General features: G+C 70.2%; 14 protein-coding genes. 2 read left to right on the forward strand and 12 right to left on the reverse strand.

Annotated features, from left to right (window positions below):
• Nucleotides 1–54 precede the first annotated feature (54 nt).
• On the forward strand, nt 55–432 hold the full coding sequence (locus GWG54_RS12845; RefSeq protein WP_167938148.1) for a DCC1-like thiol-disulfide oxidoreductase family protein: 378 nt from the start codon (nt 55–57) through the stop codon (nt 430–432).
• 39 nt (nt 433–471) lie between these two features.
• Here GWG54_RS12845 and GWG54_RS12850 read toward each other — a convergent pair whose 3' ends face one another.
• From GWG54_RS12850 to GWG54_RS12895, 10 genes are all read right to left on the reverse strand, one after another.
• Nucleotides 472–645: a hypothetical protein gene (locus tag GWG54_RS12850; RefSeq protein WP_167938149.1), complete on the reverse strand. Its 174-nt coding sequence runs from the start codon at nt 643–645 to the stop codon at nt 472–474.
• Nucleotides 642–911 (reverse strand): hypothetical protein, encoded by a 270-nt coding sequence (locus GWG54_RS12855; protein ID WP_167938150.1) that lies wholly within the window; start codon nt 909–911, stop codon nt 642–644. The genes GWG54_RS12850 and GWG54_RS12855 overlap by 4 nt, the downstream gene beginning before the upstream one ends.
• A 170-nt stretch (nt 912–1081) precedes the next feature.
• Nucleotides 1082–2545 (reverse strand): lipase maturation factor family protein, encoded by a 1464-nt coding sequence (locus tag GWG54_RS12860; RefSeq protein WP_167938151.1) that lies wholly within the window; start codon nt 2543–2545, stop codon nt 1082–1084.
• 53 nt (nt 2546–2598) lie between these two features.
• Complete coding sequence (locus GWG54_RS12865) at nt 2599–3024, reverse strand: response regulator (RefSeq protein ID WP_167938152.1); 426 nt, start codon at nt 3022–3024, stop codon at nt 2599–2601.
• A 218-nt stretch (nt 3025–3242) separates the two neighbouring features.
• Nucleotides 3243–3884, reverse strand: coding sequence for a helix-turn-helix domain-containing protein (locus GWG54_RS12870; RefSeq protein ID WP_167938153.1), 642 nt, complete (start codon nt 3882–3884; stop codon nt 3243–3245).
• Nucleotides 3885–3981: 97 nt separating this feature from the next.
• On the reverse strand, nt 3982–5592 hold the full coding sequence (locus tag GWG54_RS12875; RefSeq protein WP_209438428.1) for an acetolactate synthase large subunit: 1611 nt from the start codon (nt 5590–5592) through the stop codon (nt 3982–3984).
• Between the two features lie 25 nt (nt 5593–5617).
• On the reverse strand, nt 5618–7015 hold the full coding sequence (locus tag GWG54_RS12880; protein ID WP_167938155.1) for an NAD-dependent succinate-semialdehyde dehydrogenase: 1398 nt from the start codon (nt 7013–7015) through the stop codon (nt 5618–5620).
• 96 nt (nt 7016–7111) lie between these two features.
• Nucleotides 7112–8266: a M50 family metallopeptidase gene (locus GWG54_RS12885; protein ID WP_167938156.1), complete on the reverse strand. Its 1155-nt coding sequence runs from the start codon at nt 8264–8266 to the stop codon at nt 7112–7114.
• Nucleotides 8267–8330: 64 nt separating this feature from the next.
• Complete coding sequence (locus GWG54_RS12890; protein ID WP_167938157.1) at nt 8331–10805, reverse strand: cation-translocating P-type ATPase; 2475 nt, start codon at nt 10803–10805, stop codon at nt 8331–8333.
• 134 nt (nt 10806–10939) lie between these two features.
• Entirely contained in the window at nt 10940–12421 is a 1482-nt protein-coding gene (locus GWG54_RS12895; RefSeq protein WP_167938158.1) for a sulfatase, read from the reverse strand.
• Nucleotides 12422–12756: 335 nt separating this feature from the next.
• On the opposite strand from GWG54_RS12895, the gene truA reads away from it, so the two are divergent.
• On the forward strand, nt 12757–13626 hold the full coding sequence (gene truA / locus GWG54_RS12900) for a tRNA pseudouridine(38-40) synthase TruA (RefSeq protein ID WP_167938159.1): 870 nt from the start codon (nt 12757–12759) through the stop codon (nt 13624–13626).
• A 154-nt stretch (nt 13627–13780) separates the two neighbouring features.
• On the opposite strand, the gene GWG54_RS12905 is transcribed toward truA, so the two are convergent.
• Together GWG54_RS12905 and GWG54_RS12910 are read right to left on the reverse strand one after the other, a co-directional pair.
• Nucleotides 13781–13969 (reverse strand): hypothetical protein, encoded by a 189-nt coding sequence (locus GWG54_RS12905; protein ID WP_167938160.1) that lies wholly within the window; start codon nt 13967–13969, stop codon nt 13781–13783.
• Nucleotides 13970–14045: 76 nt separating this feature from the next.
• The gene (locus tag GWG54_RS12910) at nt 14046–15428 is read right to left on the reverse strand and encodes a M28 family metallopeptidase (RefSeq protein ID WP_167938161.1); all 1383 of its coding nucleotides are present in this window, start codon (nt 15426–15428) and stop codon (nt 14046–14048) included.
• Nucleotides 15429–15498: the final 70 nt, after the last annotated feature.

Here is a 15498-nt window from a genome sequence, read left to right on the forward strand (position 1 = left end):
CGGGGCCCGGCGGCCGAGGAGCTAAGTGCGCCGGTCTCGAAGCCGCTCGAGAGGATGACCGAACCGACGCTCGTCTTCGACGACGACTGCGGCTTCTGTACGTGGTGGGCGGAGTTCTTCGACGAACGGACCGACGTCCGCGTCGTCGGCTTCAGCGACCTGACGCCGGAGCTGCGCGAGCGGCTACCCGAAGACTACGAGGAGTGTTCCCACTTCGTGACCGACGACGAGGTCCGCTCCTGTGGCGCCTCGATCGAGGCGGGGCTCGCACGGATCGACGACGTCGGCGCGGTTCGGGAGGCGATCGAGTTCCTCCGGAACTTCGAGGACTACGAGCGCGTCCGCGAGAGCGGGTACCGATGGGTGGCGGACAACCGCGACTTCTGGGGGCAGCTCGTCTCGAAGACCCCGCCGGTTCGGCGAGAGGAGTAGCGAACCGCCGCGAGCGCGGCGCCTCGTGCTCCCCACCCGTCAGGCGGATTCCGACCCCGGACGGCGCTCCGGCGGCGTCTCGTTCTCCGGGGTGCTCGAGCTCTCGGGGTTGTGGCGCCGCGTTCGGCGAAGCGCCCGGAGCGTCACCGCGACCGATACCAGGTAGCTCCCGGCACCGACGAGCAGGATGCTCGCGCTCGGCAGTTCGATCATCGACGGCCCGTCCCCCCGGCCGCGTCGGCGAGCGTCGGGAGCCGCTCGATCGATCCCGGGACGTTCCGGTTTCCCTCACCGTCCTCGATGTACTCGACGTCGGTCTCGAGGCGGTAGTACGTCGTCGTCTCGTCGAACGCCATCCGTCGACTCGGCTCCGCCCGCACACACCGGAGCCACGTCCCGTTGTCCATCTCGAGCATCGTCAGTTCGTCGACCGCGATCTCCCGCCCGTCCGTCAGTCCGACGGTAATCGTCTCGCTCATGTTACCACAGATGGAAGTAAAGATAATTGTTATGTAGTGATTTTCGGACGTTATGCGGTGGTTATCGATCCGAGGAACGAGTCTGTCGAACGGTGGTCCGCGGCCTCGCGAGCGACGCCACCCGTTAACGCGACGTTTCGAGGGACGGTGCTTCGAGATTCGAGCGCCGTCTACGGTCGGGCGCCGCGACGGCGCAGTTCCTCGAGGGACGCCGGGCCGACGTAGGTGCCGACCCGTTCCCGGTGCCACCACGCCCCCGTCTCGGCGCGTTCCTCGGGGGTCGTAAACCGGTAGCGGTACCGGAGCACCCGGATCCGTTCGGGGGATCGATCCGTCCCCGCGAAGGGGTCCTCGGCCAGCAGCGAACGGGTGGCCTCGTCCTCCTCGAGCAGTCGGTGAACGAACCGCAGGACCCACGGGCTGCGACGCGGCGTCGGCGACATCGCCGCGAACCAGAGCTGCCAGTCCAGCCGCAGGTGGTAGGGTGCGATCTGGGGCGGTCGTCGCCCGGGGTCGGTCGGTTTCCCTTTGAAACGGTAGGTCTCCCACGCCGCGTCCTCGGCGCCGCGCTCGTCGGTCGTTCCCTGGATCACGAGCTCGTAGCGCTCGCGCGTGACTGAACCGAACGCGCCGTAGGTGTTGACCAGGTGCAACGGGTCGAACGCGGTGTTCATCGCCTGCCGTTCGGAGAGCATGTTCCGAACTGGAGAGACGCTCAACGCGAGGACGAGTGCCGCCACGACGACGGCCGCGCCCTCGAGGTAGATCGGCGTCGCGGTCGTCGCGGGCGCCGCCACCGGGAGCAACGCCTCGAGGACGCCGTCGCTGAAGGTAGCGATCGCCAGCACGATCGTCAGCGCGTTCAGCCAGGCGAAGTTACCCGTTACCAGCAGCCAGCCCTGAAAGCCGATCGTCGCCGCGCCTGCGAGCGCCGCGGCGGGCTGGGGCGCGAAGTAGAGAAACGGTACCGCCAGCTCGAGGACGTGGTTGCCAAGCGTCTCGAGGCGGTGGAAGCGCTTCGAGCGGTGGTGAGCGAACCAGCTTACGGGGTTGGGGATGGGCTGGGTCTCGTAGTGGTAGTCCAGACAGGAGAGGTCGCGCCAGCAGTCGTCGCCGCGGATCTTGATCAACCCCGCACCGAACATGTTGCGAAAGAGCACCCACGCGAGCAGGAGGAAGACGACCGCTGGCGGCGCGGTCGAACCGGCACCCAGAAAGATCGCCAGAAACCCCGTCTCGAGCAGCATCGACTCCCAGCCGTAGCCGTAGAAGAGCTGGCCGGCGTTGACAAAGGAGAGGTACAGCAGCCACAGCGTCGCCCACAGCGCCATCGAGACGGGCGTCGCGTAGCCGTCGGGCAGCCCGTAGGGAACCGCCAACAGCGCGAACGCCGACAGCGCGACCCCGGTCCAGGCGGCGATCCCGATCGCACGGTCGCTGGGCGCGAGGTAGAACAGGCTCGGCCGTTCCCGGAACTCGGCGGCCTCGAGGTACCGCTCGAGAGGGAGCAGACCGTTCTCGCCGGCGAGCGGCCGAAACTGGAACGCGGCGACGAGGAAAGCCAGCAGATACAGCAGGGCCAGCCCCCGCTGGAAGAGGACGCGAACGAGCCAGAACTCCTCGCCGTGGAACACGGTCGGCCCTGAGCGCGCGAGCGCCCAAAGGGATACCGCCGGAACGGGCCGGCCTACTGCGGGGGAAGCCGGACGCGGTCGAACCAGAACGTCTCGAGGCTTCCGATCATCGAGACGAGGTCGTCGGGCGCGATCGGTTTCGTCAGGTAGGCGTTGGCGGCGCGGCGGTACGACGCCGCGACGTCCTCGTCGTCGTCGGAACTCGTCAGCACGATCACCGGGAGCTGCCGGAGTTCGGGCGACGCTCTGATCCGCTCGAGGACGGTCCCGCCGTCGATCCCGGGCAGGTTGAGATCCAGCAGGACGAGGTCGGGGAGCGCGTCCTCTCGAGCCCGTCGCTCGAGGAACGCCATAGCGTCCTCGCCGGTCGTCACCGCGCGGAGGGTGTGGTCGCCGTCGGTCGCCGCGAACGCCTCCCGCGTGAGCCGGACGTCGCCGGGGTTGTCCTCGACCAGCAGGACCTCTCGAGAGGGGATCATCGCCGTCCTCGGGCGAGCCGTCGCCCGTTCCCGTCCGCCGTCGTCCGCCCCGCTTCAGCGTTCGCTCCGCCCGTCGATCGCAACCGCCGGCCCCCTTCTCGGCTCGAACGTACGGAGAAAACGAAATCGGATCCGTCTGCCATTACCGGAATCCGGCCCTTCGAACGGTTGAGTGCGTTGCTGCGTAGGCAGGGTCCTTTTATACCGAGTGCCTCGCGTCAGTCGATCATCGTGTCGCCGACGAGTCGCCGGAGCCCGCGCTGTAACCGCGAGGACAGCGACTGTCGGGTGATCTCGAGCTCGTCGGCGAGATCCGCCTGCGAGGCCCGTCGCGGCGAGTCGAAGTACCCCCGCTCGTAGGCCAGGACCAGCGCCTCGCGCTGGGCGGGCGTGAGGGCGTCGTCCCCGTTCGCCCGCGGCGGCGAGAGCGGTCGAAGTCGCGTGAGCTCAATCGGGATCGCCGCCTCGAGGCAGGCCGACTGGAAGTCGGCGATCGCCTCCCGGTCGTCGCCGCGGATCTCGAAGGACCAGCGTCGCCTCGTTCCGACCGCTGAGACGAGAACGACCGCTGACTCCAGCAGGACCGTCAGGAGGTTCTCCCGGTCGGGAGTCCACTCGACCCGAACCAGCGCGTCCTCGCCGACGGTTTCGACGACGTCGAACGCCCGGAGAGCCGGATGCGAGACCGCCGCCGGGTCGAACGACTCAAGGTTCGGATCGCGCAGCCAGAAGTAGGGGATCGTCTCCCCGTTCGTCGGGACGATCCGATCGAGTTGGACCGTCGCGTCGGGGAGTTCCTCGAACACGCACGCCAGCGGAAATCGCTCCCCCGACACGTCGAACGCGGCCTCGAGCGCCATAATTCTCCCATACTTTCGCTGTAGTAAAGCCTAGGGTCGGCAGGAGAAACCCCGACGTCGAGATCGGCGACCGACGCGACCGCCGCCTGGCATCCGATTACGCCTCGAGTGGAACCTCGATCAGCGAGAGGTCGTCGGACGGCACCGCCTCCCGGAACGCCCGATCGATCTCGTTCCACGTCTCGGGGCGGTACGCCTCGATCCCGAAGCTCTCGGCGAACGCGACCAGGTCCGGGTTCGAGAGCTCCGTCCCGGTGTGCTCGCCGCGGTGTTCGACCTGCTTCTCCGAGATGAGCCCGTAGTCGTCGTCGACGAAGACGACGATCGTAAAGCCGCAGTCGAGCCTGGTCGCGGTCTCGATCTCGGCGGCGTTCATCAGGAAGCCGCCGTCGCCGGTGGCCGCGACGACGTTCGCGTCGGTCGCGAGGTCGGCCGCGAGCGCGCCCGGAACGGCGATCCCCATGCTCGCCAGCCCGTTCGAGACGACGCAGGTGTTGGGCTCGTAGGTCGGGTACGACTGCGCGATAGCCATCTTGTGGCTGCCGACGTCCGAGACGAGGACGTCCTCGTCGGCCGTCGCCTCCCGGAGCAGCGGGAGGGCGTTGCGGACCGTCACCGGGTCGTCGTTCTCGGGGGGTCGCGTAACCGCCTCGAGGATCCGGTCGTGGGCGTCGCGACACCACAGCGAGCACGATTCCGGGGGCAGTCGGTCGCCGATCGCCTCCAGGGCCGCGCCGACGTCGGCGACGATCTCGACGTCGGGGTTGTAGTGGCGGTAGACCTCCGCGGGCTCGTGGTCGACGTGCACGACCCGCTTCTCGAGGTCGGGGTTCCACCCCTCGGGGTCGTGCTCGGCGATGTCGTAACCGACGGCGATCACGCAGTCGGCCCGCTCGACCGCCCGGGCGGCCTCGTCGTCGGGGCCGGAATCGAGGGTCAACAGCGAGGCGGGCTCGCGGTCGGAGATCGCGCCCTTCCCCATGTAGGTCGCGACGACGGGCAGCTCGAGGCGGTCGACGAGCGCGCGGATTCCGTCGGCAGCCCGAGTGCGGACCGCGCCGTTGCCCGCCAGCAGGAGCGGTCGTTCGGCCTCTGCGAGCAGCGTCGCGGCCCGCTCGACCGAGGCGTCGTCGGGGTCGGGACGGCGCACGTCGCCGCGGGCGGGGATCGGTTCGGCGTCGATCTCCTCGCCCGCGACGTCCTCGGGGAACTCGAGGTGGGTCGCGCCCGGTTTCTCGAGCTCGGCGAGCTTGAACGCCTTGCGGACCGACTCGGGGACGATCTCGGGCTCGGCGATCTGGGCGTTCCACTCGACGATCGGTTCGAAGACATCGACGATGTCCAGCGCCTGGTGGCTCTCCTTGTGGAGCCGTTCGCGCCCGCCCTGGCCGGTGATCGCGACGACGGGGCTCTTGTCGAGCTGGGCGTCGGCGACGCCCGTTATCAGGTTCGTCGCGCCGGGGCCCAGCGTCGAGAGACAGACCCCGGCGTCGCCGGTGAGTCGCCCGTAGACGTCGGCCATGAACGCCGCGCCCTGCTCGTGGCGAGTCGGGACGAACTCGATCGAGGAGTCCCGAAGCGAGAAGAGCAGGTCCTCGACCTCCTCGCCCGGGAGCCCGAAGACGTACTCGACGCCCTCGGTCTCGAGGCAGTCGACGAGTAGATCGGATGCTGTTGGCACGGCTCTCTCGACTCGCCCGGGATGCATGAGTGTGGTACCTTCGTGGGACGGCCTACTCCGTGTCGGGAACGTCGTCGTCCGCGCCGGCCGACTGGACCCAGACGGTCTTGCGGTTGACGAACTCGTGGATCCCTTCCTCGGCGAGCTCGCGGCCGTACCCCGAGGCCTTCACGCCGCCGAAGGGCAGGCGCGGATCGGACTTGACGAGCTCGTTGACGAACACGCAGCCGGCCTCGACCTCGCGGGCGAGTCGCTCCCCGCGCTCGAGGTCCTCGGTCCAGACCGACCCTCCGAGTCCGTAGCGGGTGTCGTTGGCGAGCTCGATCGCCTCGTCCTCGTCCTCGACCCGGAAGACGGCCGCGGCCGGGCCGAACACCTCCTCGTCGGCCGCGGGGCTGTCCCGCGGGGGCTCCGAGAGCACCGTCGGCGGGTAGTAGTACCCCTCCCGCTCGAGGGGCTCGCCGCCGCACTCGAGGGTCGCACCCGCCTCGACGCTTTCCTCGACCTGCTCGTGGAGGTCCTCCATGAGGTCCTCGCGGGCCTGGGGACCGATGTCGGTGTCCGACTCGAGGGGATCGCCGATCTCGAGGGCTTCCATCTCCGAGACGAACCGATCGAGGAACTCGTCGTAGACCTCGTCGACGACGATGAAGCGCTTGGCGGCGATACACGACTGCCCGGAGTTGATCGTCCGGGCGGTCGCCGCGGTCTCGGCCGCGGCATCGAGGTCGGCGTCCTCGAGCACGACGAACGGGTCGCTCCCGCCCAGCTCGAGGACGTGTTTCTTCAGCTCGCTCCCGGACTGCTCGGCGACGGCGCGGCCGGCGCCCTCGCTGCCGGTGAGGGTCACCGCATCGAGGCGGTCGTCGGCGATCACGTCCTCGATCGCGTCCGAACCGGCCAAAAGCGTCGAGAACACGCCCTCGGGATACCCCGCGTCCTCGAAGATCTCCTCGATCGCGAGCGCGCAGCCGGGGACGTTCGAGGCGTGTTTGAGCAGGCCGACGTTGCCCGCGGTCAGGTGGGGCGCGGCGAACCGAAACACCTGCCAGAACGGGAAGTTCCAGGGCATCACCGCGAGGACGGACCCCAGGGGCTCGTAGGAGACGAACGTCCGCGAGTGGGACTCGCTGCCAAGGGTCTCGTCGGCGAGGAACTCGTCGGCGCGCTCGGCGTAGAAGTCACAGACCCACGCGCACTTCTCGAGTTCCGAGCGGGATTCCGCGATCGGTTTGCCCATCTCCTCGCTGATGAGTTCGGCATACTCGTCCTCGCGCTCCCGGAGGAGTTCGCCGGCTCGCTCGAGCAGCTGCTGGCGCTCGGTGATCGGGGTATCGGCCCACGGCTCGAACGCATCGTCGGCGGTCGCGAGGATCTCCTCGATGTCGCCCTCGTCGTGGTCGTCGTACGTTTCGAGTCGGTCGCCGGTCGCCGGGTTGTGACTTTCCATGCGTAGCTCGCCCTCGGTTGCCTTCGCCGGTACCACGAGCAGGCACCTCAAAGACTTACGCCCGGCAGTCGAACCGTCTCCGCGACGCGGCGACGCTCAGTGTTCGATCGAGCGTGGGGCGGCCGGCGCCGCCCGGCTCCCCTGTGCGACCTCGAGGGCAGTCATCAGGTCGGTCCGCGAGAGCAGGCCCGCCAGCGAGCCATCGGCGTCGACGACGAGGAGCCGGCCCACGTTCTCCTCCTGGAGCGTCCGCAACGCGGTCGTCGCCTCGGCGTCGAGGGGGATCGTCACCGGATCGGTCGACATCGCGTCCCGGACGACCCCGCCGGTATCGGGCGCACGCTCCTGTACGTCCTCGAGTGTGACGATGCCGACGAGCGATCCGTCCTCGAGGACGGGGTAGCCGGTGTGGCGCTCTCGCAGCATCCGATCCAGCAGCTCCGCGGTCGGCAGCTCCGTCGAAACCGTATCGAGTCCCGGCGCCGGGGTCATCAGCTCCGCGACGGTCAGCCCCTCGAAGGCGGTCTCGACGAAGATCTGCTGGGTCTCGCTCGAGGCGGCGATGTAGATGAAGAAGGCGATCGCGATCCAGAAGATGCTGAACGTGACGATGCCCGCGAACCCCAGCAGGATCGCGAACCACTTGCCGACCCCGGCGGCGATCCGGGTCGCCTCCAGCCGGGAGCGGTTGCGCGAGAGTAGCGCCCGGAGCACCCGGCCGCCGTCCATCGGGAATCCCGGCAGCATGTTGAAGATCGCCAGCACGACGTTGAGCACCGCCAGGTAGCCGAGCACGAACAGCACCGCCGACAGCTCGGCGGGCAGCGCGACGAAGCCGGCGTAACACAGGGCGCCGACCGCGACGCTGACGATCGGCCCCGCGATCGCGACGACGAGTTCCTTCTGCCACTCCTCGGGCATCTCGGTGAACTGCGCCAGCCCGCCCAGGAACCACAGCGTGATCGACTCCGTCTCGAGCCCGTAGCGGCGCGCGGCCATCGCGTGGCCCAGCTCGTGACAGAAGACGCTGACGAACAGCCCCAGCGCGGCCGTCAGACCGAGTAGCCACGGCGTCGCGCCCTCGGTTAGCGGACCGGGGTCGATCGCCCGCCCGAAGGTCGTGTTGAGCAGCTCGACGATCACCGCCGTCTGCACTCCGATGAGGTAGGCTAACAGCGGGACGACGAGGAGAAACGAGGCGCCGAGCTTGATCGGAATGCCGAACGCCGTGCCGATACGAACACTGGCCATACACCCACTACGTGCCAGAGCCTCTTGATGGGACCTCCTGTACGCGTCGTCTCACGAAGCGCCGTCAGCCGGACTCGAGCAGCGGCCGCGATGCGTTCGCGCCGATCACTCCGACGGTGACGACGAGTGCGCCCGCGGTGACCAGCGGACTCAACAGCCCCAGCGCCGCGGCCGGGATCGCGAGGCCGTTGTACGCGAGCGCCAGCGAGAGGTTCTGGCTCACGCGGTCGCCGGCGGCCCGGGCGATCGAGATCGCCCGTTCGACGCCGGCCAGGTCGTCCTCGAGGATCGCGAGGTCGGCGGCGTCGGCTGCGAGCGCGGTGCCGCCGCCGAGGGAAATCCCCAGGTCCGCCGCGGCCAGCGCCGGCGCGTCGTTGGTCCCGTCGCCGACCATCGCCACCCGTCGGTCGGCCCCTAGCCGTTCGATCGCCGCGGCCTTGCCCGCCGGCGGGACCTCCGCGAAGACGTCGACGTCGGCTCGACGCTCAAGGAACTCGCTGGCGGCCGCGTCGTCGCCGGTGAGGACGACGACCTCGACCCCGGTCTCCCGGAGCCGCGAGAGGCTCTCGAGCCACTCGGCGCGGGGCTCGTCGCCGACGACGACGAGGCCACTCGCCCGACCGTCGACGCCGACGAGGACGGGCAGCCGACCCCGCTCTCGAGCGGTCGCGGCCCGCGACGCCAGCCCCTCCTCGAGGGGCCACCCGCGCTCGCGGAACAGCTCCGGGTGGCCGACCACGACCCGCCGTCCGTCGACGACCCCCTCGACCCCGGTCTCGTGGCTCTCGAACTCCCGAACGGCCGGAAGGTCGCCCGCGCCGTCGTCGATCGCCCCACCGCCGGCGTCGGCCTCGTCGCCGTCGCCGCGAGCGAACGCGTTTCGGATCGCCGTCGCGGCGGGGTGGGTCGCCCGCTCCTCGAGCGCGCCCGCCGCCCGGAGCAGCTCGGGGGCGGCGTCGGCCTCGAGCACCCGCATCTCGCCGGTCGTCAGCGTCCCCGTCTTGTCGAAAACCACGACGTCGAGGGCCCGGAGCCGCTCGAAGACGGTCTCGTCGAAGACGACGACCCCCCGGTCGAGCGCCTCGTCGATACTCGTCGCGACCGAAAGCGGCGCCGCGAAGCCGAGCGCCCACGGGCTCGCGACGACGACGGTCGCGAGAACGGCGCTGACGGTCGCCGTCGCCGTCCAGCCGAGCGCGAGCGCGACCGCGCCGACCCCGACGCCCGCCGCGGCGACGGCGGGGGTCAGTCGGGCAGCGAGCCGATCCGCGCGCCGGCCGACTCCGTGGGTCGCGCTCTGGAGGTTCCAGACCGACTCGGTGAGTCGCTCGAGGCTGCTCTCGGTTCGGTCGGCGGGGTCGACGAGGGCCGCGCCCGAGACGACGAGCGTCCCCCCGATCGCCTCGTCGCCCGCCGCCTTCGAAACGGGGAGGGACTCCCCGGTGACGATCGCCTCGTCGACGGTACACCCCCCCTCGACGAAGCGGCCGTCGACCGGGATCCGCTCGCCCTCCCGGACCAGCAGCCGATCGTCGGCCGCGAGGGATTCGGTGGGCACCGTTCGGGTGGCGCCGTCGTCCTCGAGCACGCGAGCCTCGCCGACCTCGGAGACCGTGAGCTCGGTGAGCCGGTTCAGGGCCCGTCGCTTGACCGTCGCCTCGTAGAACACCGCCGCCATCACCGTCGCCGAGACCAGAATCGTCAGGTCGTAGTAGAGGTCGTTGCGGCCGAGCGCGAGCGCGACCGTGCCGTAGACGAAGGCGGCGACGATCGTCAGCGCGGCGAGTAGCTGCGTGTTCGGTCTGCGGAGTTTCAGGCTGACGTAGGCGCCCCGCAGGAGCGGTCGCCCGGTCAGGTAGAGAACCGCTCCGGTGACGACCAGAAACAGCGGCAACAACGCCAACGGGTCGAGCGTCGCGAACGCTCCCTCGTAGGCCGCCAGGAACGGCCAGTCGACCAGCTCCGCGAGGTGGACCGGGTAGAGGATCGTGGCGTACGGCACCAGCAGGAACGAGCCGAAGACGACGCCGACGACGTAGCGCATCTCGAGGAAGTCCTCGGTGCGGCGCTTTCGCAGGCCCGTCATCTCGCGGGAGCGGCGGGTGCCCCCCTCCACGTCCTCGGACTCGTCGGCTTCGGACGGGCCGTCGCGGCGGTAGGCGGTGTACCCGGTCGTGGTCAGGGCCACCCGAAGCTCGTCGGCCGAGGTCCGCGCCGGGTCGTAGTCGACCCGCACCGTCTCGGTGACGTAACTCGCCGTCGCCTCGCGGACGCCCGCCCGGTTCTCGGCGACCCGCTCGAGGTAGGCCTCGCAGAGCGCGGAGTACATCCCGTCGATCCGGAAGAACGCGCGGGCCGCGTCGGGGACGTCACGTTCGGCCCCGGCTGCCGTCGGTTCCGCGTCGTCGCCCACGCTCCCGGCGCCGTCGCCGAGGGAGTCGTGGAGTTCCCGGCAACCGCTCGAGCAGAAGCGCTCGTCGGGGTCGGTATCGGCGCCGCAGAGCCGACAGCGTTCGGATTCAGCACGGGCGTCGGACACGGTTTCCCGTACGGCGGTCGAGCGTTATAACGGTGACTGGTCGGCCCGCCCCGCTCACCGATGGCGACCCGAACCCGACGACGGGTTCGGTCCGGCGGACGGCGGGCGCTCCCGCGCCGAACCCGCCCCCGTCGTCACAGGTAGCCCAGATCCGCCAGCCGCTCCTCGGTTCCAGCCTGCATCGCGACCTCCCCGCCGGCGTCGGCCTCCTCGAGTCCGTCGAACCGCTCCTCGAGTCGCCGTCGCAGTTCCCGGACGCGGTCGGGGCGGTCGGCCGAGCGGTCGGTCCGCTCGCCGGGGTCGGCCTCGAGGTCGTGGTAGCGCTCGAAGCCGTCGTCGCCGCGGACGTACTTCTCTCCCCGGGTCCGGATCGTCCGCAGCCGACGGTCGAACGCCCGCACGCGGTCGGGGAGTTCGTCGAATCGGTCCTCGAGCCGATCGATCGAGGGCTGGGGGGCAGCGTACTCGGCGAAGACCGCGTCCCGCCGCTCGCTCGCGCCGGGGCGCAGCGAGCGCCCGTGGCCGCCCTCGAGCAGTTCGGGGTCGTCGATCCCGAGGGTGTCAAGCAGCGTCGCGGGAACGTCGAGCAGCTGGGCCAGCTCCCGGCGCCGCCCGCCATCCGTGAAGGGGCCGCCGCGAATCACGAGGGGGACGTTGAGCAGGGTGCCGTAGAGGTTGTACTGGTGGCCGAAAAAGCCGTGCTCGCCGACGTGCTCCCCGTGGTCGCCACAGACGACGAACAGGGTGTCCTCCAGCTCGCCCGCCGACTCGAGGGCCTCGCGCAGGCGGGCGAGCTGGTCGTCGGTGTAGGCGAGCTCCGCCCGGTAGAGCCCTCGGAGGAGGGAGAACTCCCGCTCGGTGAGCTCGTAGTCCTCGCAGTCGTAGGCCCGAGGATCCTGTCGGATCGCGGTCGCCTCCTCGTAGCTCGCCCCCTCGGGGAGAAACCGCTCGGCGTACTCCCGGGGCGGGTCGTACTCGACGTGGGGCTCGATGAAGTTACAGAACAGGAAGAAGGGATCGTCGCCCCGGTCGGCGAGCCAGCCGTCGATCCAGTCGACCGAACGGGCCGCGCCGTCGTCGCCCGCGGGCTGGAGCACCTCGCTGTAGAGGATGTTCGCCGCGTTGACGAGCGGGTTCCCCTCGAAGAGGCGATCGCGGGTCGCCTGGAGCTTCTCGCGGACGTCCTCGCCCCGAACGACCGCGCCCATGTCGGCGTCGGACTGGATGTACTGCCACCCCTTTCGGAGCTCGTCGAATCCCCGGTCGAAGCCGAATTCCTCGGTGATCCAGGTGTTGTTCGAGACGCCGACGGTCTCGTAGCCCGCGTCCGAAAAGGCCTCCGCGAGCGTCCGGTTGTCCCCGTCGAGGTAGGTGTGTCCGCCGTGGGCGCCGTGCTCGGACGGGTATCGACCGGTGAACATCGAGGCGTGAGAGGGAAGGGTCCACGGCGCCGCCGCGAACGCGTTCTCGAAGGTCGTCCCCTCCGCGGCGAGCGAGGACAGCGCCGGGGTCGTCTCTGGACCGGCGCTTTCCGCTCGAGCGGTGTCGAAAACGACGAGAACGACGTTCCGGACGTTAGTGTGTGACTCTCCATCACGCTCGTTTGATTCACTCATGGCTACGTCACCTCCGCCTCTCGTCGGCAAGGGGCCAGACCCGGCTAATGCAGGGGATTCAGGCGTGGTGATCGCGTCGGGTGACCGTCTCGGACGCCGACCGATCGGGCCGTCTAGCCCAACGTCCGACGTCCTCCCGACGCTGCTCGAGGGTCCTGTCCGCCCAGACCGACCGCGCGGAGATCCGCCCTACCCGGCCGCGGGCGACGAACGGAGCCCCAACGGTCGACCGTCGCGCTCGAGGAAGGCGGCGAACGCTCCGCCCGCGGAGTCCCTGGGAGCCGTCCGTCGGCGGTTCGACGGGCCTAACACGCCGGCACCCCTGGCACTACGCGATGCCGATGCGCGCGTACCGGATCGCCTACGACGGGAGCGGCTACCACGGCTTCCAGCGCCAGCCCCAGCCCGATGTCCCGACCGTCGAGGACGACCTGTTCGACGCGCTGCGATCCCACGGCGTCCTCGAGCCCGGCGCCGACAAGCCCGCTGGGTACGCAGCGGCGGGCCGAACCGATGCGGGCGTCTCGGCGCTTGCCCAGACGGTCGCGTTCGAGGCGCCCGACTGGCTCACCGCGCGGGCGTTCAACGGCGAGCTCCCCGCCGACGTCCGGGCCTGGGCGGTCGCCGACGCGCCCGCGGCGTTCCACGCGACCCACCACGCGAGCCGACGCGAGTACGCCTACCACCTGTACGCGCCGCCAGCCCGTCGCTCGGCGGCGTCGGCCGCCGAAACCGGATCGCAGACAACCGCTCGAGTCGCCGACGACCGGTTTCGCGCGGCCTGCGACGCGCTCTCGGGAACCCACGACTTCCACAACCTCACGCCCGACGACCGCAACACCGAGCGCTCGCCGACCCTCGAGGCGACGCGGGACGGCGACTACCTCGTCGTCACCGTTACCGCCGACGGCTTCGTCCGCGAACTCGTCCGACGACTCGTCTCGCTCGCGCGGGCTGTGGGGGCCGGCGAGCGATCGCTCGCGGACCTCGAGCGCGCGCTCGATCCCGAGCCGCTGCCCGGCCACGAGGGGATCGCCCCGGCCCCGCCCGAACCGCTCGTGCTCGCCGGCGTCGACTATCCCGACCTCGAGTTCGCGGTCGACGAGACGGCCGCGGCGAGCGCTCGCAGGGTGTTCGACGCCCGCCGGATCGAACGACGAACGGGGGCCCGGGTCGCGGGCGTGCTCGGCGACGGCCTGCGGTGAGTCGGCGCGGTGACTCGCGGTCCACGCGGATAACGGTGGGCCGATTCCCCCGTGGCCGCACCCGTGGACGGAGCTCGAAAAGCAGCTATAGTAACAACTGAAACGGTTTGCACCCGATCGCACGACTACTGTGCGATCGGGTGCGCACTGACTTTCAGTGGCTACTATAGTTCGGCGTCGCGGCCCCGCCGACCGGTTCGATCTCGGCTCGCTCCTGCTGGGAGACGACGTACCGGGCGACCTCCCGCTGGGTGTGCTTGCCGACCAGGTGATCCTCGAGGCCCCGGTCTAACTCCAGTACCTCCTCGCAGACCGGGCACGTAACTGGTGGATCGAATGTCATGTTCTCACGGTCGTCGAGAACGGGCAAACCGCTAGAGCCTGCATGTGCTCGCCACCGCACCACGGCTCGAGGGTGGTCAGTCCCACGTCGACGGCCAGACGTCGGCCGCGCGCATCCCGGCGACGTAGTTCTGGGCCTCGAAGCGCTCGCGGAGTTCGTCGGCCGAGACTCGGGGGATCTCGGTCCGAGTTAGCTCGCGAACCAGCAAGGCGGTCAGCATCGAGTGTTCCCGCAGGTTACGGGGGTCGACCTTGTCACGGGTGTCGGCCGCCGTGTGGGTCCAGCCCCGTCCTCGCTCGCCGCCGTCGGTCGGCTCGCTGTGGAGCTGGACGGCGGGGACGCCCGCCCGCAGGAACGGCCAGTGGTCGCTGAACGGATGAGGGTCACGGTCGTGACCGATCGGCTGGCCGACCGACTCCGCCACGTCCTCGGCGAGGGTCGCCAGCGGTTCCGAGGCGTGGGAAAGCACCGTCAGGTTTCGGAAGCGGCCGGCGCCGTCGACGCTGACGACCGCCCGCACCGACTCGAGGTCGAGGTCCGCGGCCAGCGCCTCGGCGCCCAACAGTCCGAGTTCCTCAGAGCCGACGCCGGCGATCCGAACTCGGCACTCGAGGGCGTCCTCGAGATCGGCGAGGATCGACGCGGCGCCGACGACGGTCGCGATCCCGCAGCCGTTGTCCAGCGCGCCCTCGGCGACGTCGTGGGCGTCGTAGTGCGCGAGAACGAGGAGCTCCTCGTCGGTCTCCGGACCGAGGGTCCCGTGGACGTTCCGGCTCGAGCCGTCGGTCGTCGCGGCGTCGACGCGCAGGCGGGCTCGAGCGTCCCGCTCCGCGTACTCCGCGAGCCAGTCGCGGGTTTCGGCGCTGACGCCGACGCCGGGGATTGCGGCCTCCGCGTCGAACCGCAACGCGCCCGTCGGTGGCAGCTGACCGGAGACGTGGTTGGCGAAGACAAACGCCTCGGCGCCCGCGGCGGCCGCGTGGCCGAACTTCTCCATCCGGTGGACGAACCGCCGATCCGAGGGTGTCGTCGTGCTCGCCACGGCGATCCCACCCTGCAGGTCGACCTCGTCGATTTCCTCGGGGGTGCCGTAGCCGACGTCGACCAGCGGCCCCTCGAGGTCGCCCGGCGGGCAGTACGGCAGGGCGATCGCCTCGAAGGAGCGCTCGCCCGCGAGGGCGTCGTCGACGTCGGTGACGGCGAACTCGGTCGTTCCCCGCTGCCAGTGTTGCATCGGAAACTCGTCGATCCGGACGTCCGCGACTCCCGCCTCGTCGAGGGCGTCGCTGACGATCTCCGCGGCCCGCCGTTCGCCCGGGGAACCGCCCATGCGACGGGGCAACGCCGTCAGTCGCGTCAGCAGCTCCCAGGGGCGGTCGTCGGCCCACGCGCGGCCGAGGGTGCGGGCGGTCGTCGGATCGGACCTTCCCGCGGTCGGATCCGAGTCGTCGTCGCTCATCTTGCGGTAGCGAGGAAACCCCGCCCCAAGGGGCGGGGAGGAATCGCGTTCGTCCGTGTCTCAACTCGCC

This window comes from Natronococcus sp. JC468 (assembly GCF_012163165.1).
Taxonomy (GTDB): domain Archaea; phylum Halobacteriota; class Halobacteria; order Halobacteriales; family Natrialbaceae; genus Natronococcus; species Natronococcus jeotgali.

Coding starts and splice junctions, on each gene's coding strand:
- GWG54_RS12845 (WP_167938148.1), top strand. CDS start 55: ATGACCGAACCGACGCTCGTCTTCGACGACGACTGCGGCTTCTGTACG.
- GWG54_RS12850 (WP_167938149.1), bottom strand. CDS start 645: ATGATCGAACTGCCGAGCGCGAGCATCCTGCTCGTCGGTGCCGGGAGC.
- GWG54_RS12855 (WP_167938150.1), bottom strand. CDS start 911: ATGAGCGAGACGATTACCGTCGGACTGACGGACGGGCGGGAGATCGCG.
- GWG54_RS12865 (WP_167938152.1), bottom strand. CDS start 3,024: ATGATCCCCTCTCGAGAGGTCCTGCTGGTCGAGGACAACCCCGGCGAC.
- GWG54_RS12870 (WP_167938153.1), bottom strand. CDS start 3,884: ATGGCGCTCGAGGCCGCGTTCGACGTGTCGGGGGAGCGATTTCCGCTG.
- GWG54_RS12875 (WP_209438428.1), bottom strand. CDS start 5,592: ATGCATCCCGGGCGAGTCGAGAGAGCCGTGCCAACAGCATCCGATCTA.
- GWG54_RS12880 (WP_167938155.1), bottom strand. CDS start 7,015: ATGGAAAGTCACAACCCGGCGACCGGCGACCGACTCGAAACGTACGAC.
- GWG54_RS12885 (WP_167938156.1), bottom strand. CDS start 8,266: ATGGCCAGTGTTCGTATCGGCACGGCGTTCGGCATTCCGATCAAGCTC.
- GWG54_RS12895 (WP_167938158.1), bottom strand. CDS start 12,421: ATGAGTGAATCAAACGAGCGTGATGGAGAGTCACACACTAACGTCCGG.
- truA (WP_167938159.1), top strand. CDS start 12,757: ATGCCGATGCGCGCGTACCGGATCGCCTACGACGGGAGCGGCTACCAC.
- GWG54_RS12905 (WP_167938160.1), bottom strand. CDS start 13,969: ATGACATTCGATCCACCAGTTACGTGCCCGGTCTGCGAGGAGGTACTG.
- GWG54_RS12910 (WP_167938161.1), bottom strand. CDS start 15,428: ATGAGCGACGACGACTCGGATCCGACCGCGGGAAGGTCCGATCCGACG.